Source organism: Olivibacter sp. EAT-5 (genome assembly GCF_044784325.1).
Taxonomy (GTDB): domain Bacteria; phylum Bacteroidota; class Bacteroidia; order Sphingobacteriales; family Sphingobacteriaceae; genus Olivibacter; species Olivibacter oleidegradans.
In genome coordinates, this window is the sequence record NZ_CP173028.1 from 4,789,199 (window position 1) to 4,814,238 (window position 25,040).

Consider the following 25,040-nt stretch of genomic DNA (forward strand, 5'->3'; position numbering starts at 1 on the left):
ATTTATTCAGACAGTTGACGTTTTCTTGCAATTCCTTTTACCTTCCTAGATAATAGCGGTGCTACTAACAACAGAGCCGTTAATCCGAGGATTCCTAAGGCACCTTTCGCTAAAGTAGGTCTGATCTTCTCTTTCGTAGCGTATCGCCACCCACCTATTATACCTACATTATAGGCGAGCGGAAGAAAAACATTACCATCAGTTTTCACCGATAAATCTGCGCGTTTCAGGTATGATGAAATTATCCTATAAGAAAAGTACGAAGTTAGCTTTGGGAAAAGCCGGTAAGCAAGAGAAAGCGCGGCGGCAGACAGATGAACCCAGTTAAAGCTTGCAGGATTATCAGCTAATTTCAATATACTTTTTGCAAATCTGACAGGGTCATGTACAGGAGGCATCGGTTGAATCACTTTTCCGGTATAGTTGGCCGCATGCGACATACCCGGTGTATCAAGAAAAGCAGGATATACATCGCAAATATGAATATGAGGCCATTTCCTTAATTCCGCCTTTAATGCATCTGAGAAGCCTCTAATACCAAACTTACTGGCGGAATAACTTACGCCATAAGGTACTGGTAAAAAGCCGCCAACCGAGATATTATTAATGAGCGTTCCTCTGCCCTGCTTCTTAAAATAGGGTATTACTGTATACGCACCATGTAAATAACCCATTAGGTTAGTCTGAATAAGTTGATCATGTACTTCTATAGGCATATCTTCGAAATTACCTACCGCCAGAACACCGGCATTGTTAATCCATATATCAATTCTTTTTTTAAAAGAGGCTGCCATATCAGCCAAGCGAATAACTTCTAAAGGCTTGGAGACATCGGTTTGCTGGACGAGAACCTCAGCTCCAAGAGATCGGCAATCGGATGCCAGCTCTTCTAGTGCTTCTATGTTTCTAGCCGCTAATACCAAGGTTGCTCCTGCTAGAGCGAACTGTTCTGCCATTGCTTTACCTGATCCACTAGACGCGCCGGTTATGACGATGACTTTATCACTGAAATTTTTCCTATATCTTCTTTTCATATCCCTTTCTTCTCTAGTGGTCTCAAGCATCAGATAGTCGCGCCACATCACAAGAACTGTTTAAGGGTGCCGCAGTACCGTAGGTTGAGAATGATAGCTATAAGCTATGCTATATTAATTTTACAGAGGGTTCGGTTTGCTGGCCTTTAATCCAGGTATATACATAATCCGCCACCTCTTCCCATCCTGGTTCTCCACAGATGAAATGGCTTCGTTGGGGAAAAGATTTAAAATTGACAATGCTCTCACTATCTGTATAAGCCCTTGCATTTTTTTGCGCTAAAGCCACGGGGATAATTTTGTCTTCTTCCCCTATTATAAAAAGTAATGGGATATGTGGTTTATTTAAATCGACTTGGCCTACCGGTCCCATACAATCGCGTAAAATATTACGACTATCATAAACAGCGTAGTCCTCCCAAGCTATGTCGGAAGTGCTTTTATCTAATGTGTTGGCAAAAAATTGATGGAAAGAAGTTTCGTCCATCACAAAAGGCTTATTGCCCTTTAGCGGATTTGTTATCAGCGCACTGTTTTTAATAAAGTTCCAATCGAATTTAAGCATAGCATTCGGTGCAACGGAACTAATGGTTACAGCAAGGCTAACTAAGTCTTTATTGGCAAGTAACTGGGCTATTAAACCGCCAACTGAATGACCGATAACGACTGGCTTGTCATGCTTCAAAATTTCATGCGTCATACTCGCTACCACCTCGTCTAAATGTAGATCGCCAAGATTAGCAGGTGGATTGCTCCTAAGAATAGCAGGTTCGTCCTCATGTAAAGGCCAAAAAAGCGAACGGCAATTATAACCACGCGCTCCGAAGAATTTTTCCCACGGTTTCCAACTTTTGGCAGTTAAGAACATGCCATGAATAAAAATTATATCTTTCATTCTTACATAATTGCTTTTGCTTACTATTGAGTTCCCTGGTATATTTAAAAACCAGCCTTCGTTTATTATAAGATGGAGCTAATTCTATCAGAATACAACATCACTATTTGGATTGTTCGCCCTTTCTCGAAGACCATTAACGATTACCGACAATATTTCCGGATTAAAATCCTCTTCATCGACAACTTTCCAATCCTCACCCTCCTTTACAATCACAAACGATTCTTTATCCGGATAAAGAATCCGCCAGCCCTGTTGTCCGTTATAGTCCTCAGGTTCAGCACTCAAACGTACCACAGTGTCGGTAACAGGTTCTTTTATTGTAAATTCCATAACTCAACCTTTGTTTATTTCTTAATCTTTGATTCCCCGTCCATTTTATCAGTTTTATTAGCTTTACTCCCTTTGCTTGTCCCCGTAGGTGATTTAGTCCCTTTAACTCCCTGTTTTGCAACATTAGTCTCCCGTTCTTCTTTCAGCGGCGCTTTTGACGATTTCTTTCGGCCGCTTACACTTATCGGTGTTGGCTCATCTGACAATTCACGCTTAGCGGCTTTATTCAGCTGTTCTTCCGCCAGTTTAGTCAATTTAGCGTCTGTCGCTTTTTCTTCTTCTAAACTTTGTTTAAGCAACCCTACTATCGAATTGTATCCGAGTAATGTTGCCAGATTGATAAGACTGCCATAGCAGGCAATTTCATAGTGCTCAACCTTTTGCGCTGCAATTACCAAGGCTACATCTCGCTGGAAAGATCCTTCCTCTGTTTCGTCAATAACTCGCCAGCCTTCATCAAATAATCCCTGCATACCGAGACTGCTTCTTTCATTGATTGGTTTTCCTAACTGATCAAATATTTGCTCTATTCGTCTCAATTGTTCATGCGTCTCGCTCATATGCATATCGAAAGCCTTCTTAAGTTCATCGGTCGTTGCCGTGCTTTTCATTGTGTGTAGCACATTTCCGAGATGTTTTTCCGACCAATATATTTCGCTGATCATAGTATGGAAAAAAATAGATAGTGTAGAGTTTTCGTTGCTCAATTCTTGTATGTTGTTCATAATGCTGAAGTAAATCGTTTATTGTTTAAATTACTTAACATTCCTATACAATATCTCTACCTAATTGCCTAAAAAAAATACATTCTTAAAAATAAATGGATAAGGTGTTCAAAACGGCATTTTCAACTATATTCTTCAAACATATTAACATTGATTTTTTTTTGGCTTCATTTTAATAGTGTACTAAAATACATAATAGAGTGTCTTACATCTTAGATAACAATTGGAATGGAGTGGTACTGCTTTAGTAAATGGTTTACTTAATATCTTCCTTAGAAAGCGTATCCTCAAAAACATGGCATCTTAATTGGAACATAATGAAACTAACTAATATCGACTCTATGAGAACACTAGTGCCCATCGTTTCCGTTGTTTTTATTTTTGCTTGTGGAGGAAATAACACGCAAACATATGTGAATGAGCAGGGAAAAGATAAAACAATCAAAGACAAAGCATTAAACACGGGTGCTGATATACTACAGAATAAAGCTCCTTTAAGTGCATTTAACGTCTATCTAAACGGCTTTCACTTTTACAATGGTAATATGAATGCTCAAATGGAAGCGCATCATTATGTTAGCCAATTAAATGAAGATTTCTATCAAGCAATTATTTTTGATGGCAATTCGAAAGACTCGAAAATAATGGGTATTGAATATATAGTCACTGAAAAACTGTTTAATATCTTGCCTAAGGAAGAAAAAAAACTATGGCACTCGCATCATTACGAAGTCAAATCAGGTACGCTGGTTGCACCTGGCATTCCGGAAGCAGTGGAAAAGGAACTCATGGAAAAATTAATTTCCACTTACGGTAAGACCATACATACATGGCATACCGATCAGCAACATACCTTACCCATAGGCAGTCCCATGCTTATGATGGGATTTACACGCGATGGACAATTAAAAAATGATCTACTACAAGATAGGGATCACAGATTGGGCGTTTCATCTAGAGAAAGAAAAAAACAACGAAGTGAAATTCCTTTCCCAACGGTAGATCCGATGGCTAATGCTTGGGAGAAAGGTGAATTACGCCAATTTATCGTTTCTGATCAAGTTGATAGTGCGCAAGATAAACATCAGGGATTATTGCCCCAAAGAACGAAGTAATCTTTAACAGGCTACAGAACAAAATAAAATTAGGATGGTTATTTCTATAGTAATGATATAATTATGATAGAAACAGATTCAGTAGCCATTGAGCAATGCGCTAAATTACTTAAAGACAACCGTTTGACTATCGCTTTTGCTGAAAGCGCTACCGGGGGTAGTTTGACGTCAACCTTCGCGAAACTGCCAGAGGCAGGGAGCTTCCTAAAAGGTGGCATAGTTTGTTATGATGCGAAGCTTAAAGAAAAACTCCTAGGTGTATCTAAAAGCTTGGTAGATCAGTATTCCCCCGAATCAAAAGAGGTAACACAAGAAATGGCCGTTCGGCTGAAAAATTTAATAGATGCTGACGTGTTAGTGGCGGTAACCGGATTGCCAAGTGCCGGAGGTAGCGAAAGTGCTGAAAAGCCTGTTGGAACCATGTTTTACAGTATTGTTCTTGGAAAGAAAGTGATGAACTGTCGAGAATTGTTTACGGGAACACCTGACGCCATTATTAGTCAGACAATCGAACAAATTGGTAAAACGATTACCAAAGCACTGATAAACCATCATCGTTTAGCAAATACTGCAGTTTAAAAGAAATAATAGAGAAGATAATGTCGGAAAATAACTCCCGGGAGACCGAAAAAAATGATTTAAAGCATTATATAAGAAAGTTGTGGATAACTGTTGGCATCATCTCTCTCCTGGTTATTGTTATTTTTATCTTAAAGGCTGCGTTTAATGTCTTGCTTATGGTTTTTGCCGGGTCACTGATGGCAATATATTTTCATGGGCTGGCCAACCTTTTAGAAAGAAAAATTAAACTTAGTCATGGATGGTGTCTGTTAACAGGCATCTTTATAACGCTTGCGTTGGTGGGTGTTCTGCTTTGGTTTCTTGGAGCGAAAATTTCTATGCAGGTAGGTGAAATGACACAGGATATACCAGAAATTTTGAGGGATGTAAGGGAACGTTTAGGCCGTTCTGACATAGGCAGGAAATTACTTTTTTATCTGTCTGACGGAAATGGCGAAAAGATGATGAAATCTTTTCAGGATGTGTTTCGAACGAGTTTTGGAGTGGTGGGCGATATGTATATCATTCTTTTTATCGGGATTTTCTTTACGGTTAACCCTAAACTATATCGTGAAGGAATTATAAAACTGATCCCCCCCGGAAATAAAAAGCAAGCAAGGGATGTAATCCGAAGGCTGGACTTCACATTGAAAGGATGGTTAAAGGGGATGCTAATTGCGATGTTTTTCATCGCCTCGTTATCCTTTATCGGATTGTCCCTTATCGGTGTTCCTATGGGACTCGCCTTGGCTTTTCTAGCTGGTTTTCTGAATTTTATTCCAAATTTTGGGCCTTTAATCGCTATGATTCCTGCCGTTTTGATCGGATTTACCGTAAGTGCCAATACCGCGCTATTAATCGCCCTGCTTTATGTGGTCATTCAAGCAATAGAAAGCAACGTTGTTACTCCAATGATCCAAAATGTAATGATAAAGATTCCTCCCGCGCTCATAATAATCAGCCAAGTATTGTTCGGAACGCTAACGGGAGGTTTGGGAATTATATTGGCCACCCCGTTGTTAGTGGTTATTATTGTTTTGGTTGACGAATTATATGTCAAAAAACAACGTCCCATGACGGATCAATTGGATTGATTGGGTTATCCATGGTTAAATCCTTTTTTTATTTTAAAAACGTGTAAAATAGCTGGGAACAACGCATCTATACTTTCCTCAACCCCTCTTGTGGAGCCTGGCAACGTAATGACCAGCATTTCTCCGATAAAACCTGCGACGCCTCGCGATAGCATTGACAAAGGCGTGCGCTGTTGCCCATATGCGCGGGCGGCTTCCATAATTCCGGGGATCTCTTGATCTAATAAGGGCCGTAGGGCGTCAGGGGTTACATCACGTGGTGAAAGGCCCGTACCTCCGGTATAGAGCACTAGTTGATAACCATTTTCTTTAAAATAATTTGCCTTTTCCCGGATAATATCTTTCTCGTCGGGGATAATGGTGTATTCGCTAATCTGAATATCATATTTTTTCAGCTTACTTGCTATGATTTTTCCCGAACGATCTTCTTTTACACCTTGTGCAATGCTATCCGAGCAGACTACAACGGCGCATTTAAACGGTATCGGTACGGCTTCCCGAAGGTTCGATTTTCCTCCTTTTTTACTCTCTAGCCTGACGCCTCTTATCTCTATTGCCTTATCGATCGGTTTTAGCATATCATATATGGTAAGAGCAACGTTCATCGCACCATGCATGGCTTCCACTTCAACCCCTGTTTTGTAAATTGTGTGTACTTCCACTCGAATAACGATCGATAGCTCTACTATTTCAAAACTGATATGTGCATATTCAATGGGAACGGGATGGCAATCGGGAACCAAATCAGCTGTTTTCTTGATAGCTAATAGGCCGGACGCCCTTGAAAATTCGAAAATGTCTCCTTTCGGAACGGCCTTATTACGAATGGCATGTATTGTCTCTTCTGATGATACTTGTACAGTAGCGATAGCAACCGCTTGTCGTAATGTGTTAAATTTATAAGTAATATCAACCATTTTACTTCTCTGTTTTTTTCAATAAGCTTTTTTATTAGGTAACATCACGAGATTAAACCGGACATGCCAATGAGCTTACCCCTCCTTTTAAACTATAAACTCTCTTCTGCTGCACCTCTACGATTTCTTTATACTGTTCGGCAGCAAATAAGCTGCGCTTTCCGCTCTGACAGACAAACACAACAGTATCTTTTTGAATCAATTTGACCTGGTCCTTTAAAGTAGACAACGGGATTCTTAGATGATTGTATTTAGTGATTTTTGGTTTCTCGGAAATCTCGCGCACATCTACAATATCTACTTGGTCGTTCATGTATAATGCAGCCAATTGATCGGAATTGATTTCTTCTACGCTTGCAATTGGCGCAGAACACAAATATCCGTAGTCAATTTTTCTAAAATCTTCTTGGCTTTTTGGTTTTAATTGACTGCTCAACTCAGTGCTGTCAATTTCTATCGTATAACTTTGGTTATTTAGCGCGTTATAGGTTAAAAGTTTTCCTATAAGTGGCTCACCGATTCCGGTTACCAGCTTAATACACTCATTTGCTTGAAAATTGCCAATAATGCCGGGTAATATGTTTAAAACGCCAGCTTCACTACAGTTCATAATCTCGCCATTTCGCGGAGGAGAGGGGAAGATATCACGGTAATTTATACCATTTGCAAAAATAGCGACTTGACCCTCGTATTTAGATACAGCTCCGTAAATCAGTGGTTTTTCCAGAATAGCGCAGGCGTCATTGATCATATAGCGAGTTTCAAAGTTATCGGTACCGTCAATTACAATGTCATAATCTGCTATAATATCCAGCGCATTCACAGAGGTGATCCTTTCGTCGAATAAATCAATCTCAACTCCCGGGTTTACCTGTAGAAGCACACTTTTAGCGCAATCAACTTTCTTCTTCCCAATATCTTGCGTTCCGTATAATATTTGCCTATGGAGGTTACTCAACTCAATTAATCCATCGTCTACGATACCAATTCTCCCAAGACCTGCGGCAGTTAAATAAAGTAAAGCAGGACATCCCAGTCCGCCAGCTCCGATCATAAGTACTGACGATTGCAAAAGTTTCTTCTGTCCTGCAACGCCAAACTCGTTTAAAATAATTTGTCGGTGATAACGCTCGATTATGTCTTTTTCCATTTTCTCACCTTTTACCCTCCCGAGAACGGTGGAAGTAAAGCTACTTCTACTTCTTGGGATAGTGCTACTTTCGTTCTAATGATTTTCTTGTTGATTGCAATTACATACTTGGTCTGTGCAAGCAAAGGATATTGGTCCGTTAAAACGGCGTTCAGTTGATCTGTGTCTTCGACATGATCCATTTTCAATTGCGAACAACCTGTAATATCGGTTAATTGACCAAAGAATAATATTGAAATAGACATTTTATATCAAATTAGGTAAAAATAATTTGAAGGACGCGACCATCAGAACTAAGGCCAGTAATAACTTGATTGCTGATTGTTGAAAACGCAAGGCACCAAAATAGGAGCCAAATAATCCTCCTGTAAAGGCAACAAGCACATAACTGACCATATCCGGGCTAAACGTTATACCCTTTGTTATTTGACCGAACAAACCTGATAACGAATTTACAAAAATAAATAAGGCACTGATGGCCGCCGTTTGTTTTTGATTTGTCCAGGCTAGCAATAATAAGATGGGTGAGAGTATGACCCCACCTCCTATTCCCAGCAATCCCGACAAGAAACCTATACTTCCTCCAATCAAGAGCAACCAACCTATAGCCGGCTTTTTTGTTTCATCTACTTCTATATCTTTAAAAAATAAAAAACGAATGATCGGGATGAGTAGAAATATACCTAATAGCTTTTTATAAAGATCGGCATGAACCACCATACTTCCTCCCACGAAAGCCATTGGTATAGAAGCTAATGCGAGCGGCCAGAATAATCTACTATTAAAATATTTTCCCTTATAATAATATGTGAATGAAGTAAGTGCTACGAAGAGATTAAGCATGAGGGCGGTTGGTTTCATTACGGCAGGCGTAATCCCGAACAAAGCCATAAGGGCAAGGTAGCCACTAGCTCCGCCGTGTCCGACGGAAGAATATAAAAAAGCAACTGCAAACAGTACTATGTAAAATACCAATAAATTATCCATAAGTGGGAATTAAATGTATTTCAACCAACTCGTCTTCTAAATAGGTTTTCATTTCCTCATTCAGTACAACAAGGCAATTGGCCATAGCGAACGAGCGTAGCCTATAAGATTCCTGCGCATGGAGTATGGTGACTTTATCATTATCGTAATATCCTTTCAAGAAGTGTGTTAAGTGATTATTTTTTGTATACGATATTCGTAAGGGTACCTTTAATGTCTTCAATTGCTTTTCGTGTCCTCCAAAGGAGCGTAGCGCCGGCCAAACGTACTCGTAAAAACAGGTTAAAACAGATGAGGGATTTCCGGGCAGTCCAAAGACCATTTGTTCTGACTTCCTTCCGAAAAATAACGGCTTTCCGGGGCGCTGTTTAATCTTATGAAAAAGCTTTTCTACTTCACATGCTTCAGCTGCCCTTACCACAAAATCGTAATCTCCAACGCTTACACCACCTGTAAGAATTACCACGTCTGCAAATGCCAATGCGTTTTGTAGCTGGATAATTGTGTCATCTAAGTTATCTTTCGCATAATATGTTTTAACTCTGTTTATTCCCATTTGCAGCAAGGCAGCTGATAACATAGCAGAAGATGCCTCATATACTTCACCATGAGCAAGGGGCGTACCCGGCTGTTTAAGTTCATCGCCTGTAACAATAACAGCGACGGAAGGTGACGCGAATATATCAACCTCGGACAGACCAATTCCACATAAAAAGCCAATGGTAGCCGGGCCAAGCACGGTACCGGCGGCCAGAGCTTGCTCTCCCTCTTTGATTTCCGAGCCTTTTAATCTCACGTTATCGCCTAAGGAAATAGACGGATCTTTGATTACAATCTGATTATCTTTTAGTTCAATTAATTCTTGCTTGACAACCGTATCTACGCCTAAAGGAAGTGCAGCACCGGTAAAAATACGTGCCGCATTGGTTTCCGGTACCCGAAGCGGCCCCTTACTTCCTGCAGGAATCTCATGGGTTACAGAAAGTGATTGTTCTTGTTTCCAATACTTAAAGGAAAAAGCGTAGCCATCCATCGAAGATTGATGAAATGCAGGAATATCAATCGGAGCATATAAATCAGTTGCCAAGACTTTTGCCAAGGCGTCTTGAACAGGCACACGAAGAATTTTCTTCTTAATTTGCTGCTCATTAATTATGTTTTTTGCTTCCTCAACGCTAATCAATCGATCCATATATCTGTATTTATTTGTCTATTAGCCTCCGATACTAATCATGCTTCTATTTTTGAGGCTCTCCTGCTTAAGCTTGCTGAAATCTACGCTAAATTGTCCGCCTAATTTTTCTGCTTTTGTTGATATGTTTTGTAAAATTAACGGTTCGAGCGGTAAACCATCTCTCAGGGCGCTCAATAAATCACTCTCATTTTTTGAGAATAAACAATTCTTCATTTTTCCATCGGCGGTTAATCGTAAGCGATTACACCCTTCACAAAACGGCGCACTCATTGTACTAATAACTGAAAACCGCCCCTTATGCCCACTGACCTTATAATGTTTGGCCGTGTCGTGTAATGATCCTTCAATCACTTGAATTTTGTGTTTTGATTCAACGAGACTTACGATTTCTTTGAGGCTGAATACTTGATTACTTGTCCATTTATTACCTTCAAAAGGCATAAATTCAATAAATCGTACATCCAAACTTTCCTCCTTTGTCCATGCCACAAAATCCAATATTTCATCTTCATTAAAATCCCTCATCACCACCATATTGATTTTCACCTGAAAACCCTGTTGTAGCGCCATATGAATATTTCGCATAGTTAAATCGAATTTATCTCTTCGGGTTAACCTTTTGAACTTTTCGGCTGATAGGGTGTCCAAGCTAATATTAAGTGTGCCAATACGCGCCTTTCGTAAAACATCAAAATAACGATCTAATAGAAGGGCATTGGTTGTAATATGCAAGCTTACAGGCAGCTTCGCCAGTCGCAAAATGATGTCGCCAAAATCACTTCTAACCATCGGCTCTCCTCCCGTAAGTCGAATTTTATTTACACCTAATCGGACAAAATGACCAGCTATGATTTCTAACTCGGTTGCGGACATTAAATGTTTCATCGGCGCAAAGTCGTAACTCTCTTCGGGCATACAGTAAAAGCAGCGCAGGTTGCATCTATCAGTTAACGATATCCGCAAATAATCATGTACCCTATTGTATCTATCAACTATCATTTTTTTCGCTGTTTTAATTGCTTTTTTTCAATCGTTGAGGCAATTAGACGTGTGTAAGCCTCTTCTGTATCCACATCTATTTCACCGTACGACAGCGGAATGGCTATTGCTTCTGCTCTGTGTTTTTGGATGAGTTTTTTTGCTCCTATATCTCCTGTTAAGAGAGTCAGCTCTTTGAACAATGTTTTATTGAACAGAGCAGGCACGCCCAGTTGATCCGCGTATGAGCTCGCAACTATTTTTGCATCTGTTTTTCGCTGCCCTTCCATCAGTCTGTTTATATGTTTCTTGCTTACATAAGGCTGATCACATACCATAATAATTATGTTCTCGATTGTCGCATAATGTTTTAAGAGATAATCAACTCCACACCGGATGGAGGAGGCAATTCCGTTTTTAAAATCGGGATTATAAACAAGGTTAATCTTTTGTCCTCGTATTTCGTCTTTTACGAGATCTGCAGCTGCACCCAACACGACGACTAATGCAGCAGGATTCGTTGCTTCAGCAATCTGAACACTCCGGCGAACCAAAGTACTCCCACGATAAGATAGCAGTTGTTTCGGCCTACCAATGCGTTGAGAGGAACCGGCCGCTAATAAAATAATTCCATTCTGTATATTTTTCACCTTTGATTACTATCCTATAAATTGCTTGTTATCCGATATGACAATCTCATCGTTTCGGTTATGGATTTTTCCGGGATAATCCCGTAAAGACCCGCCATCTCTCCTAGCAAAAATAGCTTTTATTTCGGCAATTACAGACAGCGCTATCTCCTCCGGTGTTTCTGCGCCTATATTCAACCCCATAGGGCTATACAAATGAATTAAAGCCTCTTCTTGCCAATGGGCACCGGCTTCACGTAATTCCGTTAACATGCTGTGCTTTTTCTTTTTTGGACCCAGCATGCCGATATAGGGTACTCTGTTTTCTGATAGTAAGGAGTTTAGCAAGCTTTTGTCATATTGATAGTTATGAGTCATTAAGACGACAGCTGTCCTGTCATCTAATAAAACCTCATGCAATGCCTTATCGGCATCAGCAACAATTAGATGACAGGATGGAAAACGTGATGCTGTTGCATAAGCCGGTCGGCCGTCGATTAATGTAATCTGCCAACCTAACACTTCAGCCATGTCTATTAACGGAAAAACATCATTTCCCGCCCCCGCGATCACTAAGGAAATATCGGGAGCTAAATATTCAAAAATTGCCGTGAGTTCTTTGTGGTTTGAAGACGTCGTCGAAATGTTGTATTTTACAAGATACGTATGCTTATGTTCAAGTGTTTTATTGATATCATGTAAGAAAATATCAATTGATAGGGGTAGTGCGCCGGACTTAACAACCATCTTATTGTTTTTCATCAGCAAATATGTTCCTTGTAAGGGATTCCATTTGTCGTCTAAGGAGAAAAAAGTAACGATCACGCTTGGTTCTCGCGTGTCTGCGGCTTTTCTCAGAAGTTCAATTGGGTTCGCATCATCATTTGTATTGATAGGTTCAATCAATATGCGGATAATACCATTACAGCCTAGCCCCATACCAAAAATAGCATCCTCGTCGTCGCTCGTATCATAGGTTGCCAATAGCGGTCTTTGTTCCGCAATAGCCATAAGCGCCTTTCGTAGAGCGTCTCCTTCTAAGCAACCGCCACTAATGGCGCCGGTAAGGGTGCCATCTTCACTCACCAGCATCCTCGCACCTGGCCCTCTGTAAGAGGATCCGTCGACGTGTACAACCGTCGCCAAGGCTACACGCTGTCCCTTTTGACAAGCTATATCATATGCTCTTAAGATTTGCCTTATTTCTTTCATGAAATTTATAAAGTTAGCGGTTTTAATACGCTTAATCCATTTCCCGATAATGCTTCTTCTACAGCATCGGTTAATACGTTAATAGCATATACCACGTCTTCCATTTTTGTAAACCTACCCAAACTTATGCGAATCGCTTGGCCGGCTTCTTCCCTACTTAAACCCATCGCCTTTAACACATGCGATTCTTTCTGCATTAGCCCCGAACAGGCGCTGCCACGACTTAGAGCTAAATATTTGGAAACTTTCAGTAATAATCTTTCTGCATCCACCCCGGGGAACCGTATATTGCTTATATGAGGTAACCTGTTTATTCTTCCATTGACAGTGGAGCCTGCTACCTTTTCCAGGAGTGATTCCTCAAAACGATTTCGAAGCGATTGTAGGCGAGCTCCCTCGTCATTCATCTCCTCTTTACATATAGCTGCAGCCTGACCAAAGCCAACGATGCCTGGTATATTCAATGTGCCACCGCGATGACCCCGTTCCTGAGATCCTCCGTGCTGTTGCTTAAAAACAAGTGGCTTTTGTGATTTCTCGTTAATGAAAAGTGCTCCTACTCCTTTAGGTCCATATATTTTGTGTGCCGAAAAACATAACAGATCGATTTCATCCGCTTGAACATCAACGGGGATTTTCCCTACGGCTTGTGTAGCGTCACATACGAACTTAACTTGATGTTTCCGTGCAATAGCGCCTATTTCTTTTACCGGATTAACCACGCCTGTTTCATTGTTTGCGTACATAATTGAAATGGCAAGCGTTTCGGGCGTAATGGCGTGTTCCAATGCTTCAAGCGAAAGCCCCCCCTCTTTATCAACGTCGAGATATGTAATCGTATTTCCTTGCTGCTCGAGGTACCTACACGAATCTAACACGGCCTCATGCTCGACTTTTGTTGTTATGATATGGCTGCGCTTTCGGTTAGTTCCTTCCATCAGTCCTTTTAATGCCAAATTAACAGATTCCGTAGCACCGGAAGTAAATATCACTTGATTTGGTTTTGAACCAATTAGATCAGCTACTTGTTCTCTTGCTAATTCGACCGCATCTTTTGCCATCCATCCGTAATGGTGGTCTTTACTAGCAGCATTGCCGAAATAGTCAGTAAAATAAGGCAGCATCCTCTCCAAAACTCTTGGATCACAGGGTGTCGTTGCGCAATAATCTAAATATATCGGTAATTCTTTCATGCAAAAAATATTTTTTAAATGGCTGCACGTCAAGGCAATTCAACATCACTGTATACTCTTTTTCAGTTAGTTTTCCGTTAGCTTTTCTCCAATTTGGCTACATCGACAAGTTGGATTTGAACCGAAAGTGAACTGCAAAATATTTCAACAGCTTGTCGGACCGCCGCCACAAAACCTATGAGATTGTTATTATTTTGCCTATAGCACAGGAAGCCTCTATCAAAAATAATTTTTTTTTAGCACAAATTTTTACAACCGGTTAAGAATGTTACATATCATTAATTAAGCATAACAGGATGAATAATCAAGGGCAGCTAGGTCCTTTATATTCTGAACCGTTTATAATAGAGTTTACTTAATTCAATAAGCAAGGCTGGTAAAATTTCCTTACCCACTAATTTTGCGTAACTGTAATAGATGGTACTGTTGGGGTTAAAGCCCTTGGCATATAACACATTATATGCTGCCAAATGATGGCTGCTTAATATATTGTCTTTTTGTATGACAATACTTGTAAACCATCTTTTGTCTTCAGCCGTTTCAATGGTAAATGTAAGACCATGGGTACATATGTCCTGTTGGTCAAGCTCTTGAACTAGGTATCTCTTTAATAGTAACGCTTCTTCATCTAGTACCGGAATGTGCCAATTTAACTCTAAACTGGAATGTCGCATATTAATCCCCATTTGTCCCATTAACTTTTCCCATTTTAACTGGTGCGTAGACTTTATTCCCTTAATCACAAAAGATTTCCATGGACTGATATAAATAAACGGAATACCACTTTCAATACATAATGTGCAGGATTTTTTTAGAAATTCGATATCAAATCTATTGTTACGCCAATATAAGCCAAGCCATAGGTTGGTTTCGTCAACATTGTTAAGCCCTTCATAATAGGGAAAAAATGTGTCCGGCAATTTCAGTTCGTCATTGCTTACAATACTATCCAGTTTTAGATACTCCGCCAAACCTACGATTAAATCGGGCAGTAGTAATTTCGGATTTTTCTGCCATTTGCTCTCAATAAATTTACTAAGTTTAGGAAGGTCCGACGAATGAATTAATGTAGGCCATTTTTCGAGCTCGTGTCTATTTTGTTCGCTGCGTAGGTATAAATACCAATAATCCGTATATTCAGAAGCGACGAAATTTAAATGCCCTGTAAAGAGGGGAACCATAGCCTGTTTAGGATCCGATAAATTAATTTTAAGCCGGGGCACAAAATGGAAGCTTTCCAATATGAAACGATATTTTTCCAGATTTAACCAAGAGGTATTAGCCGTTATATCCAGCGCAATGGCACTGCTGACAATATTTTGAAACGCATCCCGCTTTCCGTATTCGAAATCTATTTGATGCATTGTTAAATGTTGTTCTACGATAGGCAGTCTACTCTGTTCGACCGGAAACAATATATCTTCCCTAGATCCGAAATGGATGAAATCGTTGTTCGCCAGTTCACTTGCACGTAGAACTGATAGTAGATAGTTGGGGGCAATCATGCCTCCCTTTACAAATACTCGAACTAAATGTGCCCGATCGTATACGGATAACAAGCTTTCGGCCATATTATATATTTAGTGTTGTGCATCCTGAAAAAGTGTCGGTTTGAATGTGATCATTAACCACGCCCATGATGATTGTCCATGTAGGCTGCCTGCCTGCTTAATAATCGCCATACTCGAGGTGTAAAATAGGTGCGAATAACCACCTTTTAAGTTAACCTCCTTTGCCAAACTATAGGAAAAGGTCCAATCCAGTTCGGTGCCTAAATCGCGTGATCTAGGGATTCCTTCTTCATCCGTTATGGCGGAGGCCGCCGAAAAATGATGCCCATCCATAGATATTGTCCAATTTTTCTTGATCCAGTTTACTTTCAAAAATAAGTCATTTAGCCCTTTATTGCCATGGCCGCTCCCCACATAGAAATAATCCATATAGCCGTAAAATTTATGATGGGTTCCATAGAGTGGATCAAAGGCTTCATTTGTCTTAGAGCTTTGTTTGTCGCCACTAAGATAATCGTTTCCAAGTTCTATCTTATAAGTGCCCGTAGGTTTAAAAGACAGTTGTAAGGAGGCTAAAAAAGCGCGTTTTGAAAAACCGTCTTTATTTTTTCCGGTTTGATAGTACCCCTCTCCATAAAATACAAAAGGAGCGAATGATGCTTGCATATTGAAACCCGCAGTTTGCATAAAGTAACCGGTGTCCGGTGCATGTTGCCGCCCCTCATTTAAAGCAATAATAGAGGTGCTTATTTGCTTGAAGTCGTGATGAAACCAGGCGAATTGAAGTGATTTGTAGTTGTTTAATCCCTGATAATAGGTTTCACTTAATTTGGTGGGTTCGGGATTATTTGCGTCCTGGTTAAAGGCTAAGCCAATGTGGAGGCGATTTTTGCTTCCATTATATTCATATTTAAGCAAGTCATGACTTCTGCCCTGCTGAGCCCAGTCAAGATTTCCTAGAATACGTGCGTTATCATAGTCTAATTCCATTCGCCCAACTAAAAAGCGCTGCGCGCCATTAAATTTAAATCCGGCCCAAGCCTGCTGAAAATTTGTCAACGACGGATCAGTCTTACCCGCTTGATCCGTATTGCCCCAAATGCGCACATCTTGTGGAACCAGTACGAGATCCATTTTCTCGTTACTATAACTCAGGTAAATTCTGGAACGTTGTTCTATAAAAAAGGCAGGACGCTCAGTTTGATTTAGGGGTCTTTTAAAGCCATCCCGAAACTCTGCTCGTGGCCGAATTTCCGCGCTTACCGTGATTTGCGCTTGCGTATCTAAAACTAGAAACAGAAAAACAAATAAAGGGAATACAACTCGCATAAGATTTTATATATTACGTAAATATACGTAATATATAAAACAAATCAAGTAAAATTACGTGTTTATATTAGGTTTTCCTTCATAGCCTTATTAATCATGTCGACGGCATTGTTTACCCCTAATTTTTTCATGATATTAAAACGATGTGTTTCAATTGTGCGCACACTTTTCCCAAGTACTTCAGCTATATCTTTATTATGTTTACCGTTTATGACCATACCAAGTATTTGTTTTTCACGTTTAGAGAGGCCGTAAATATCGGTGTTACTTTCAACCGCTTCGTTCACCCGTATGCTACTACTTCCAGCTCCTCCCAACAATTGATTGGCCAATACATTGGATACAGAACCGCTGTAATACCGGATACCATTGTTGATTTGTTTTAGTGCTTTTATGAACTCATTCTTATCAGTATCCTTAAGCAAATACCCCCATGCGCCAACCCGTAAAGATTCGAGTACGTAATCTTCGGTATCATGCATAGACAACATAACGACTTTCGTGTTTTCCTTGTTTTGGGTAATAGCCTCACATGCTTCCAGACCGTTCATTTCAGGCATACGAATATCCATAATAGCTAAATCAGGCTGAAGCTCCTGTACACGTTGAATCGCTTGCATACCATTATCCGCTTCGCCTATAACCATTATATCGTCATCTGCCTCCAACATTGCTTTGATTCCATTACGCACTAAAATGTGATCGTCGGCTAAAAGCACCGTAATTTTACTCATATAGCTATATTTCCTGGTTTATTTTTCAAAGGTACAAAAAGCTTTATAATTGTCCCTAATCCAGGTTTTGATTCGATCAATAGCTTCCCATTAATATAAGTGGCCCGTTCTTGCATATTTAGGAAGCCATGTCCATAATCTGCGTGAAATAGATCGGTGGATTTACTTTCGAAACCCACACCGGTATCTTTTATTGTAAGAACAAGCTCATCTGTGTTATGCTCTAAAGACACGAGCACTGTCGGTGAGTTCGCGTATTTAATAGCATTGTTCACAGCCTCTTGCACAATCCTATATATGTTGTTTTCTACTTTTGGCGAAAGCCTTTGTTGGAAATCAGTTATATTTTCAAAAATTAAGCGATTATTGCTAAGTTTATCTATTTCCTGAACCAGGTTTTTCAATCCGGCAACCAAACCATAATCACTCAACACAGGCGGCTTTAAGTTGAATGTAACGATACGTACTTCTTGAATGATATCTTTTATAAGTTTATTTATATCCAGTAATTTCTGCTCAGTTTCTTTTGTTTTGGAAAGGTCGATCGAAGCAGTTTGAAACTTAAGCGAAGTAAGCATTTGTCCGATGCCATCATGTATATTCATGGCGATACGTTTTCGCTCTTCTTCTTGTCCTTCTAATACCAGGATAGATCTGAATTTCTGTTCATTAACTTTCCGCTCTATTTCTGCCCTGTCCTTTTTATACATGTCTTGTTCGGCTAATCGTCTCGGCGTCATATCAGCAGCAAAAACCTGTAGCACATCTACTTCGCCTTCTTGATTATATATCGGTATAATATGTATATCCATATGCCGTTTCTCGCCTGACTTATCGCTGTAAACCAGTTCTTTATGCCAGTTTTTTAAATTTGATACCACATCGATCAATTGGTCATTAAAGTCATCTGCGGCTTCTCCTGCTAAACCGAATAAATTGGCAATAGTTTTATATCGTTGCTCTTCATGAGAGAAGCTGCGTAAATAATAATCGCTTACATAGTAAAGGTTTCCGCCTTTATCTGATTTGGCAATCAGACGGGGGGGCGCAACGGGTAGGGTAATGCCTGATATGCGTTCATAAGATTCCTCCAGTGAAGCATAAAGAGCCCCGATTTCCTTGCTCATTTGCTGGGCATCACTTTCAGATTTGATTAGTTTGATGAGTGTTTCATTTACTTTTCGTGTTGTAGGTATAAAAATCAACAGTACTTCCAATATGATTATAAGGAGAGAAATACCAAAGAGTATATACTCCGTTCGTTTCAATTTCACGATCTTTCCCGACGCAAGTTTTTCATAGGTGTACACGATTGAATCCATATGCCGAAGAAAGATGGGCTCATGTTTCAAAACAGTTCGCATATCATTTTCAAGAAATGGATAGCTAGATTTATCGCCATTTTTCAACCGAGAATAAATACGGTTGCTGGCAAAATAAATGCTATCAAAAACAGGTTGATTTTCAAGAAAAAGTCTGTTGATCGCTTTGCTTTTACTGATTGGTATGGCTGCCGCTTCATTTCCGTAGCGTAGGCTGGTGTTGTTCTCGATCCATTCCGTGTTGGCGGAAGCGAGCTCTTTTAGAAGGCTGTCACGTTCTTTTGTGTTTAACCTATTTGTTAGTAAAATGAGTTTGCTTATCTTTTGGCTCAACATCCGCTGCCTACCCGCCATGTTGACGATATGTGCATCACTTTCCTGCTCCCTTAAGTGCCTTTGTACTAAAAATTGCCCTATGATAATACTTAAGGCTATAATGCTAAGCGCTAGAAGATAATACGCTCTTAGTCTGCTGAATTGATTATGCTGTGTATATATTCGCACGATGTTTTGGCGTTCGTTTGTATTATCCAAAGCTACGAATATTGCGTTATTATCATACACCACGCTGCTTTATGAAAACTGTTCTTCCTTTACCTCCGTTTGTATTCGCTTGGAGGATGGGTACCTTTTTTCAATGTCGCTGGTTTGTTTTGTTTTTTTATGAAATGAGTAATACAGTGGAAGTGCCGTAAATAGGATGCCGCCTATGAAATTGCCGAATGTAACCGGGAGTTGATTGAATAACCACCAGTCAGCAAAAGAAACGTTCGCGCCCAATATAATGCCGGCTGGAATTAAGAACATATTTACAACTGCATGCTCAAAACCTTGTCCGAAGAATATAAAAATAGGCAACCATGATGCGACGATCTTTCCGGTAGAAGATGTTGAGCTCATGCCCAATACGATACCGGTTGTAACCATCCAATTGCAGAGGACACCTTTAGTGAAGGCGCTGAAGAGGCCGTCAAAACCGTAAGAAGCATAAGTTAAGGTTTTCGTTTCAGCAAGTTTTACAATGAGTAGTGCCACCGCATTCTTTTCCTCGTGCCCAAATTGGGTGGTTGATAGGCAAAAGAGAAAGGCGTAGAGAAGTCCACCAAGTAGGTTGCCGAGAAAAACCAACAGTAGGTTTTTGAGTACCGATAGCGCATCTGTTTTCTTGTCCATGTAAGCCATGGGAAGCACGGCAAAGCTACCGGTCACAAGTTCTAACCCCATTAAGACGATGATTATGAAACAAGCCGGAAATAATGCTGCACCTACGATGGCGAGTCCGGTTTGTGTCGTAGCCGTTAGTGCTAAGGTTGTACCAAAGCCTAAAATAGCACCGGACAACACACTCCTGATTAGCAAGTCTCTACTCGCTAACATAAGCTTATCAACGCCTGCCTGAATCATACTTGCAGCGATTTGTGTTGGTTTATTATAATCCATAATCCGGAATTTATGTTGCTATACTGTCAGGTCCTGCTGAATTGCATGTTCTGCTCTTTCTATTAACCCAACATATATTTCCCCGTTGATCTCTTTGACAGGAAAGGTGGTTATATGGCACTCGTCTCCGTTTAGACATTCGCCTGTTTTCAATGAAAAGGTTTTTTTATGAAAGGGACAAGCCACTTTAGGTTCTCCTTGCTGCGAGCCGATCATGCCTCTCGATAAAATCATCTGCATTTTATGAGGGCAAAGGTTTTGGCACGCATACCATTCATTCCGATTAGTGAAATTAAATACGGCAATCTGGAGCTCTCTGTGCTTGAAGCAGAGCCCGCCATTTTCCGGAAACTCATCACTGGTACCAACCTTCAACCAATGATCTACATGTTGTTCGTCGGATGGTTTATAACTCAAATAATCTATTTTTTGCATTTTTATTCATTTTAAACGTTACACAATAACATTCCAGTTAGTAGGAATTCGTTGTCCGCGAAGCTCCTCAAATTGCAGGAAAGGATCGCCTTCGTCACTATTAGCAAAATGTTTGAATCGTCTCCTTATTGATTCGTTTTCGACAGCATGCTTCCATTCGCATTCATAGTTCGCAATTAAGCTTTCCATCTCAACTTCCAGTTCAGCTCCTATACCCAGCACATCATTAACGACCACATCATATAGATAAGGTAGCCCGCCTTCTAACTTGTTCAACCAAGTAGCCGTACGTGTGAGCGGTTCAGCCGTTTTAATGTAGTACATTAGGAAGCGGTCTAAATAGCGTATACAACTATCTTTATCAATATCTCCAATCAGCAATTGCGCATGCTGCGGTCTTGCTCCACCATTGCCGCAGACATATAAATTCCATCCTTTCTCTGTTGCAATAATTCCAAAATCTTTGGATTGAGCTTCTGCACACTCGCGTATACAACCGGAAACCGCTCCTTTTAACTTGTGAGGCGCTCGTAAACCCTTATAGCGATTTTCTATTTCTATGGCAAAACCAACTGAATCCTGCACGCCGAATCGGCACCAAGTTGATCCGACACAGCTTTTTATGGTTCTTAGCGACTTTCCATAAGCATGGCCGCTTTCAAAACCGGCTGCAATAAGCTCTTCCCAAATGGCGGGAAGCTCGTGTAATTGGGCGCCAAATAGGTCTATACGTTGCCCACCGGTAATCTTCGTGTAGAGGTTATACTTCTTTGCTACCTGCGCAATTACTAGTAGTTTATCCGGCGTAATCTCCCCTGCAGGTATTCTCGGTACTACCGAATAAGAGCCACCCTTCTGGATATTGGCTAAGAAACGATCGTTCGTATCTTGTATGGTGCTTTGTTTAAGAATAACTTCGTTCCATATGCTGGCAAGCAACGATGCTACTGCCGGTTTGCAGACCTCGCATCCGTCACCTTCGCCATAACGACCCAAAAGCTCGCTATAGCTCTTTATATTTTGAATTTTAATGAGGTCGTATAGTTCTTGTCTTGTATAGGCAAAGTGCTCGCATAGTGTTTTCTTGACAACCTTACCTTGAGATTCCAAAACAGATTTTAAAAGATCAGCCACCAGGGGTGTGCATCCGCCACATCCTGTGCAGGCCTTCGTGGCTTTCTTTATTCCTGCTAAATCAGTCAATTCATCTTTTGCAATCGCCTCACAAATGTTCCCTTTGCTAATTCCCTCGCAGGAGCAGATTTGAGCGGTATCGGGCAAGGAATCGACGCCCTGTCCACTGCTTTGTCCCGCACTGCGACTTCCCAGAATCAAATCAGCAGGATCTTCCGGTAAAGGCAAACCGTTTTGTGCAATTTGTAAAAGCATGTTATAAGAATCCGCCTCGCCTACCAGAATTCCTCCTTTAAGATACTTACCATCTCTTGTTACATTAATTCTTTTGTAGACACCCTTCGCTTTATTTTCAAAAACAATGGGAACACACTCCTCTTCTGGATCCAGTGCGTCTCCAAAACTTGCAACATCAACACCTATTAATTTAAGTTTAGTTGACATGTCAAAGCCGGTAAATGATTTGTCATAGTCCCCACATAGCCTGGAAGCTACGACTTCGGCCATTTCATAACCTGGGGCTACTAATCCATAGATCATTTCATTATGTAATGCCACCTCTCCGATCGCATAGATATCCGGGAAATTGGTTTGCAAATGGTTATCTACCAAAATTCCACCTCTGCTGCCCGTTTGTATCCCACTTTTAGAAGCCAATTCATCCCGGGGTCTTATCCCGGCGGAAATAACCAACATATCACAATCCAATATACTTCCATCTGCAAAGGCAAGTCCAGCAATTTTGTCGGTTCCTAATATTTCCTTGGTGCTTTTTGACGTATGTATGTGTAAGCCGAGCGCTGATAACTTATTGCGCAATATGAAGGCTCCCCTTACATCTAATTGACGCGGCATTAAGCGGTCTGCAAATTCCACAATATGCGTTTCCAGTCCCATATCCAGCAAGGCTTTAGCTGCCTCTAATCCCAACAGGCCACCACCTATGACGACTGCTTTTTTTGCCGTTTTGCCGTAGATCTCCATCTGTTGTAAATCCTCGATAGTTCGGTAGGCAAAAACGCCGGTTTTATCGATTCCATGCAAAGGGGGGATAAAAGGAGATGAACCGGTTGCCAGTATAAGTTTATCGTAACTATCGCTTGTTCCTTTATGAGTGGTTATTTTCTTTTTTGTCGGATCAATTTCGGTAACCAACTCCCCAGTCACCAATTTAATATGATGTTCATTGTACCAGCCGGTAGGTGCCAACAGCAAATCGTCGGCTGATTTTCCCGAAAAATATTCACTCAGATGAACTCTATCGTACGCGGGACGATGTTCTTCTCCATAAACGGTAATTTCGATGTGGTTACTGTTTGATTTTTTACGTATTTTCTCGCAAAACTTGTAACTAACCATGCCGTTTCCAACGATAATAATTTTCATACCAGAGGTGTTTTACGTATATCAACTTAATTTTTATCAAAAAAAGGAATATATTTTTAAAATAGCAAATGAAAAGCAAAATATTTTACGTATTTTTACTTAAAAATAAGATGTTATGAAATACACACTCATAAAGGATGCCGAAGACCTTCGCTTTCTTACCGTAAAAGCGGCGAAATGTATTGCCGAAGCACAATTTTTGGTGGTCGATTCAGCTATTTCGGATGAAATCAATGAGCTGGTACCTGTAAACAGTATTAAACTCCATATAAATGAACTTCGTAGCTATTTGTCAGCCCGTCCGGATAGACTGCCAAGCAACATTGTACACATTAGTGGTAATGATACCGACATCAGTGAGGAGGAAGGGTCGATAGTCTGCTATCTAAAAGGGATCGGATATCAGCTATCGATTATTCCCGGTGTGAACGTGGTTAATAGAATTGCAGGACAGAACCATTTCCCTTTAACCATTCGAAACCGTAATGAAAGCTTTTGGGTATGTGATGCCCGATTTTTTTATCCATCTGTAAAAGAAATGATTGAAAAAATTCATGCGGTAGCTTCTTCAAACGCTGCAATGGCAATTAAACACATAAATATAGATGCCTTAAGATTCATGGCAACTATTATTAGTATCTATCGGCATCAAGAGACACCTGTCCTTGTAAACGATTTTGGCGGCGGTGTTGATTGTTATACGTTAATGGAAATACAAGACAGATTAGCGGAAGATCAATACAAGCTTGTTGTCATAAATCCCTGCGTACGGATGTTGAAGGCTGCGGCCTTTTCGGTGGAAGAAGTTTTAGAGAGTCGATTAGCAACGGGTTAACACCGCTCGATTGCCGCCGATTTCCCGATAACAAGAATTGCCGGTGTTAGAACTTGCTTATCAGCAATCTCATGTAGAACCGTTTCAATAGTAGAAAAAAACATGCGCTGATTATCCAGTGAGCCATTTTGGACAATCGCTATGGGTAAACTGCCCCTGCCCTCCATTTTATAAAGCTCAACAATCTTTTCTATATGCTGGATTCCCATTAATATTACAACGGTTTGATCTAATTTGGCGGCAAGATATAAATCCCTTGATAAGCCCCCATCCTTTGTTGAACCGGTAATTACCCAGAAGTCAGAAGAACCGTTTTTATTTATAAGCGAAATGCCTGCTAATTCCGCAACTGCGATGGCACTGGAAACTCCCGGTATAACGGAAGTTTCAATATTTTTCGATTTGGCGAATTGAAGCTCCTCGCTTCCACGTCCAAAAATATAAGGATCGCCACCTTTTAAACGTACTACATGTCCATAGCTATTGGCAAAATCAACTAACATTTTATTAATATTGTCTTGAACATAGGAATGACACCCTGCTCTCTTTCCAACAAATATTTTTTTTGTATTTTTTTTTGCGTATGCTAAGATTGCGGGATTAACCAGCGCATCGTACAAAACAACATCCGCTGTTTCGAGTGCGCGAACACCCGCAAGACTTAGTAATTCCGGATCTCCGGGACCCGCACCCACCAATGTAATCTTCGGTCTTTTCATCCTACTTCTTTATTTATATTGAACCCCTTAATTGCCAACTGTAGTGCTTTACTTTCAATTGACTTATCAAAAATAAGTATATTTACTTAATATAAAACAATAATTTACGTAAAAATTTGCGTATATGGATTTTTTTATGCTAAATTTGATCACGATAAACCTCTCTTTACGTATAAA

General features: G+C 40.3%; 25 protein-coding genes. 4 read left to right on the forward strand and 21 right to left on the reverse strand.

Going from position 1 to position 25,040, the window contains the following annotated elements; genetic code table 11:
* Positions 1-2: 2 nt before the first annotated feature.
* The 4 genes from ACH11B_RS19925 to ACH11B_RS19940 all read right to left on the reverse strand — a co-directional run bounded on the left by ACH11B_RS19925 (position 3) and on the right by ACH11B_RS19940 (position 2,987).
* Positions 3-1,082, reverse strand: coding sequence for an SDR family oxidoreductase (locus tag ACH11B_RS19925; protein ID WP_130855954.1), 1,080 nt, complete (start codon positions 1,080-1,082; stop codon positions 3-5).
* 61 nt (positions 1,083-1,143) lie between these two features.
* Positions 1,144-1,929, reverse strand: coding sequence for an alpha/beta hydrolase (locus ACH11B_RS19930; RefSeq protein ID WP_377608875.1), 786 nt, complete (start codon positions 1,927-1,929; stop codon positions 1,144-1,146).
* Positions 1,930-2,016: 87 nt separating this feature from the next.
* A complete protein-coding gene (locus ACH11B_RS19935) occupies positions 2,017-2,262 on the reverse strand; it encodes a hypothetical protein (RefSeq protein WP_013666981.1) in 246 nt (81 codons plus the stop codon).
* Between the two features lie 14 nt (positions 2,263-2,276).
* Entirely contained in the window at positions 2,277-2,987 is a 711-nt protein-coding gene (locus tag ACH11B_RS19940) for a ferritin-like domain-containing protein (RefSeq protein WP_377608874.1), read from the reverse strand.
* A 341-nt stretch (positions 2,988-3,328) separates the two neighbouring features.
* Here ACH11B_RS19940 and ACH11B_RS19945 point away from each other — a divergent pair, with 341 nt between their 5' ends.
* The 3 genes from ACH11B_RS19945 (at position 3,329) to ACH11B_RS19955 (ending at position 5,757) form a co-directional block, all read left to right on the forward strand.
* Entirely contained in the window at positions 3,329-4,102 is a 774-nt protein-coding gene (locus tag ACH11B_RS19945) for an OBAP family protein (protein ID WP_377608872.1), read from the forward strand.
* A 63-nt stretch (positions 4,103-4,165) separates the two neighbouring features.
* Positions 4,166-4,681: a CinA family protein gene (locus ACH11B_RS19950; RefSeq protein WP_377608871.1), complete on the forward strand. Its 516-nt coding sequence runs from the start codon at positions 4,166-4,168 to the stop codon at positions 4,679-4,681.
* 20 nt (positions 4,682-4,701) lie between these two features.
* Complete coding sequence (locus tag ACH11B_RS19955; RefSeq protein WP_377608869.1) at positions 4,702-5,757, forward strand: AI-2E family transporter; 1,056 nt, start codon at positions 4,702-4,704, stop codon at positions 5,755-5,757.
* Positions 5,758-5,762: 5 nt separating this feature from the next.
* On the opposite strand, the gene moaCB is transcribed toward ACH11B_RS19955, so the two are convergent.
* From moaCB to nirB, 16 genes are all read right to left on the reverse strand, one after another.
* Positions 5,763-6,674, reverse strand: a complete 912-nt coding sequence (gene moaCB, locus ACH11B_RS19960; protein WP_377608867.1) for a bifunctional molybdenum cofactor biosynthesis protein MoaC/MoaB — start codon at positions 6,672-6,674, stop codon at positions 5,763-5,765.
* Positions 6,675-6,726: 52 nt separating this feature from the next.
* A complete protein-coding gene (locus ACH11B_RS19965) occupies positions 6,727-7,824 on the reverse strand; it encodes a ThiF family adenylyltransferase (protein ID WP_377608865.1) in 1,098 nt (365 codons plus the stop codon).
* Positions 7,825-7,835: 11 nt separating this feature from the next.
* Complete coding sequence (locus tag ACH11B_RS19970; protein WP_377608862.1) at positions 7,836-8,069, reverse strand: MoaD/ThiS family protein; 234 nt, start codon at positions 8,067-8,069, stop codon at positions 7,836-7,838.
* Between the two features lies 1 nt (position 8,070).
* Positions 8,071-8,811, reverse strand: a complete 741-nt coding sequence (locus ACH11B_RS19975; RefSeq protein ID WP_013666989.1) for a sulfite exporter TauE/SafE family protein — start codon at positions 8,809-8,811, stop codon at positions 8,071-8,073.
* A complete protein-coding gene (locus ACH11B_RS19980; RefSeq protein WP_377608860.1) occupies positions 8,804-10,003 on the reverse strand; it encodes a molybdopterin molybdotransferase MoeA in 1,200 nt (399 codons plus the stop codon). Before ACH11B_RS19980 ends, ACH11B_RS19975 begins: the two co-directional genes overlap by 8 nt.
* Before the next feature lie 21 nt (positions 10,004-10,024).
* Positions 10,025-11,005: a GTP 3',8-cyclase MoaA gene (moaA, locus tag ACH11B_RS19985; protein ID WP_377608858.1), complete on the reverse strand. Its 981-nt coding sequence runs from the start codon at positions 11,003-11,005 to the stop codon at positions 10,025-10,027.
* Entirely contained in the window at positions 11,002-11,634 is a 633-nt protein-coding gene (locus tag ACH11B_RS19990; RefSeq protein WP_377608856.1) for an NTP transferase domain-containing protein, read from the reverse strand. The genes moaA and ACH11B_RS19990 overlap by 4 nt, the downstream gene beginning before the upstream one ends.
* A gap of 9 nt (positions 11,635-11,643) precedes the next feature.
* The gene (locus ACH11B_RS19995; protein WP_130855944.1) at positions 11,644-12,825 is read right to left on the reverse strand and encodes an XdhC family protein; all 1,182 of its coding nucleotides are present in this window, start codon (positions 12,823-12,825) and stop codon (positions 11,644-11,646) included.
* Positions 12,826-12,830: 5 nt separating this feature from the next.
* Positions 12,831-14,018: a cysteine desulfurase family protein gene (locus tag ACH11B_RS20000; protein ID WP_130855943.1), complete on the reverse strand. Its 1,188-nt coding sequence runs from the start codon at positions 14,016-14,018 to the stop codon at positions 12,831-12,833.
* Between the two features lie 323 nt (positions 14,019-14,341).
* Entirely contained in the window at positions 14,342-15,589 is a 1,248-nt protein-coding gene (locus tag ACH11B_RS20005) for a rubredoxin domain-containing protein (RefSeq protein ID WP_130855942.1), read from the reverse strand.
* Positions 15,590-15,598: 9 nt separating this feature from the next.
* Positions 15,599-16,858, reverse strand: a complete 1,260-nt coding sequence (locus ACH11B_RS20010; RefSeq protein ID WP_289553139.1) for an alginate export family protein — start codon at positions 16,856-16,858, stop codon at positions 15,599-15,601.
* A 62-nt stretch (positions 16,859-16,920) separates the two neighbouring features.
* Positions 16,921-17,592 carry a response regulator transcription factor gene (locus ACH11B_RS20015; protein WP_013666997.1) on the reverse strand — a complete coding sequence of 224 codons (672 nt, stop codon included), beginning with the start codon at positions 17,590-17,592 and terminating at the stop codon, positions 16,921-16,923.
* Positions 17,589-19,448 carry an ATP-binding protein gene (locus ACH11B_RS20020; protein WP_377608854.1) on the reverse strand — a complete coding sequence of 620 codons (1,860 nt, stop codon included), beginning with the start codon at positions 19,446-19,448 and terminating at the stop codon, positions 17,589-17,591. Before ACH11B_RS20020 ends, ACH11B_RS20015 begins: the two co-directional genes overlap by 4 nt.
* Before the next feature lie 39 nt (positions 19,449-19,487).
* The gene (locus ACH11B_RS20025) at positions 19,488-20,354 is read right to left on the reverse strand and encodes a formate/nitrite transporter family protein (protein ID WP_377608852.1); all 867 of its coding nucleotides are present in this window, start codon (positions 20,352-20,354) and stop codon (positions 19,488-19,490) included.
* A gap of 18 nt (positions 20,355-20,372) precedes the next feature.
* Complete coding sequence (gene nirD, locus ACH11B_RS20030; RefSeq protein WP_377608850.1) at positions 20,373-20,789, reverse strand: nitrite reductase small subunit NirD; 417 nt, start codon at positions 20,787-20,789, stop codon at positions 20,373-20,375.
* A gap of 18 nt (positions 20,790-20,807) precedes the next feature.
* The gene (gene nirB / locus ACH11B_RS20035) at positions 20,808-23,309 is read right to left on the reverse strand and encodes a nitrite reductase large subunit NirB (protein ID WP_013667001.1); all 2,502 of its coding nucleotides are present in this window, start codon (positions 23,307-23,309) and stop codon (positions 20,808-20,810) included.
* A 115-nt stretch (positions 23,310-23,424) separates the two neighbouring features.
* Here nirB and ACH11B_RS20040 point away from each other — a divergent pair, with 115 nt between their 5' ends.
* Positions 23,425-24,144 carry a hypothetical protein gene (locus ACH11B_RS20040; protein ID WP_377608848.1) on the forward strand — a complete coding sequence of 240 codons (720 nt, stop codon included), beginning with the start codon at positions 23,425-23,427 and terminating at the stop codon, positions 24,142-24,144.
* Here the strand turns inward: ACH11B_RS20040 and cobA are convergent.
* A complete protein-coding gene (cobA, locus tag ACH11B_RS20045; protein ID WP_013667003.1) occupies positions 24,141-24,863 on the reverse strand; it encodes a uroporphyrinogen-III C-methyltransferase in 723 nt (240 codons plus the stop codon). The two genes, ACH11B_RS20040 and cobA, sit on opposite strands and share 4 nt — an antisense overlap.
* Positions 24,864-25,040 lie beyond the last annotated feature (177 nt).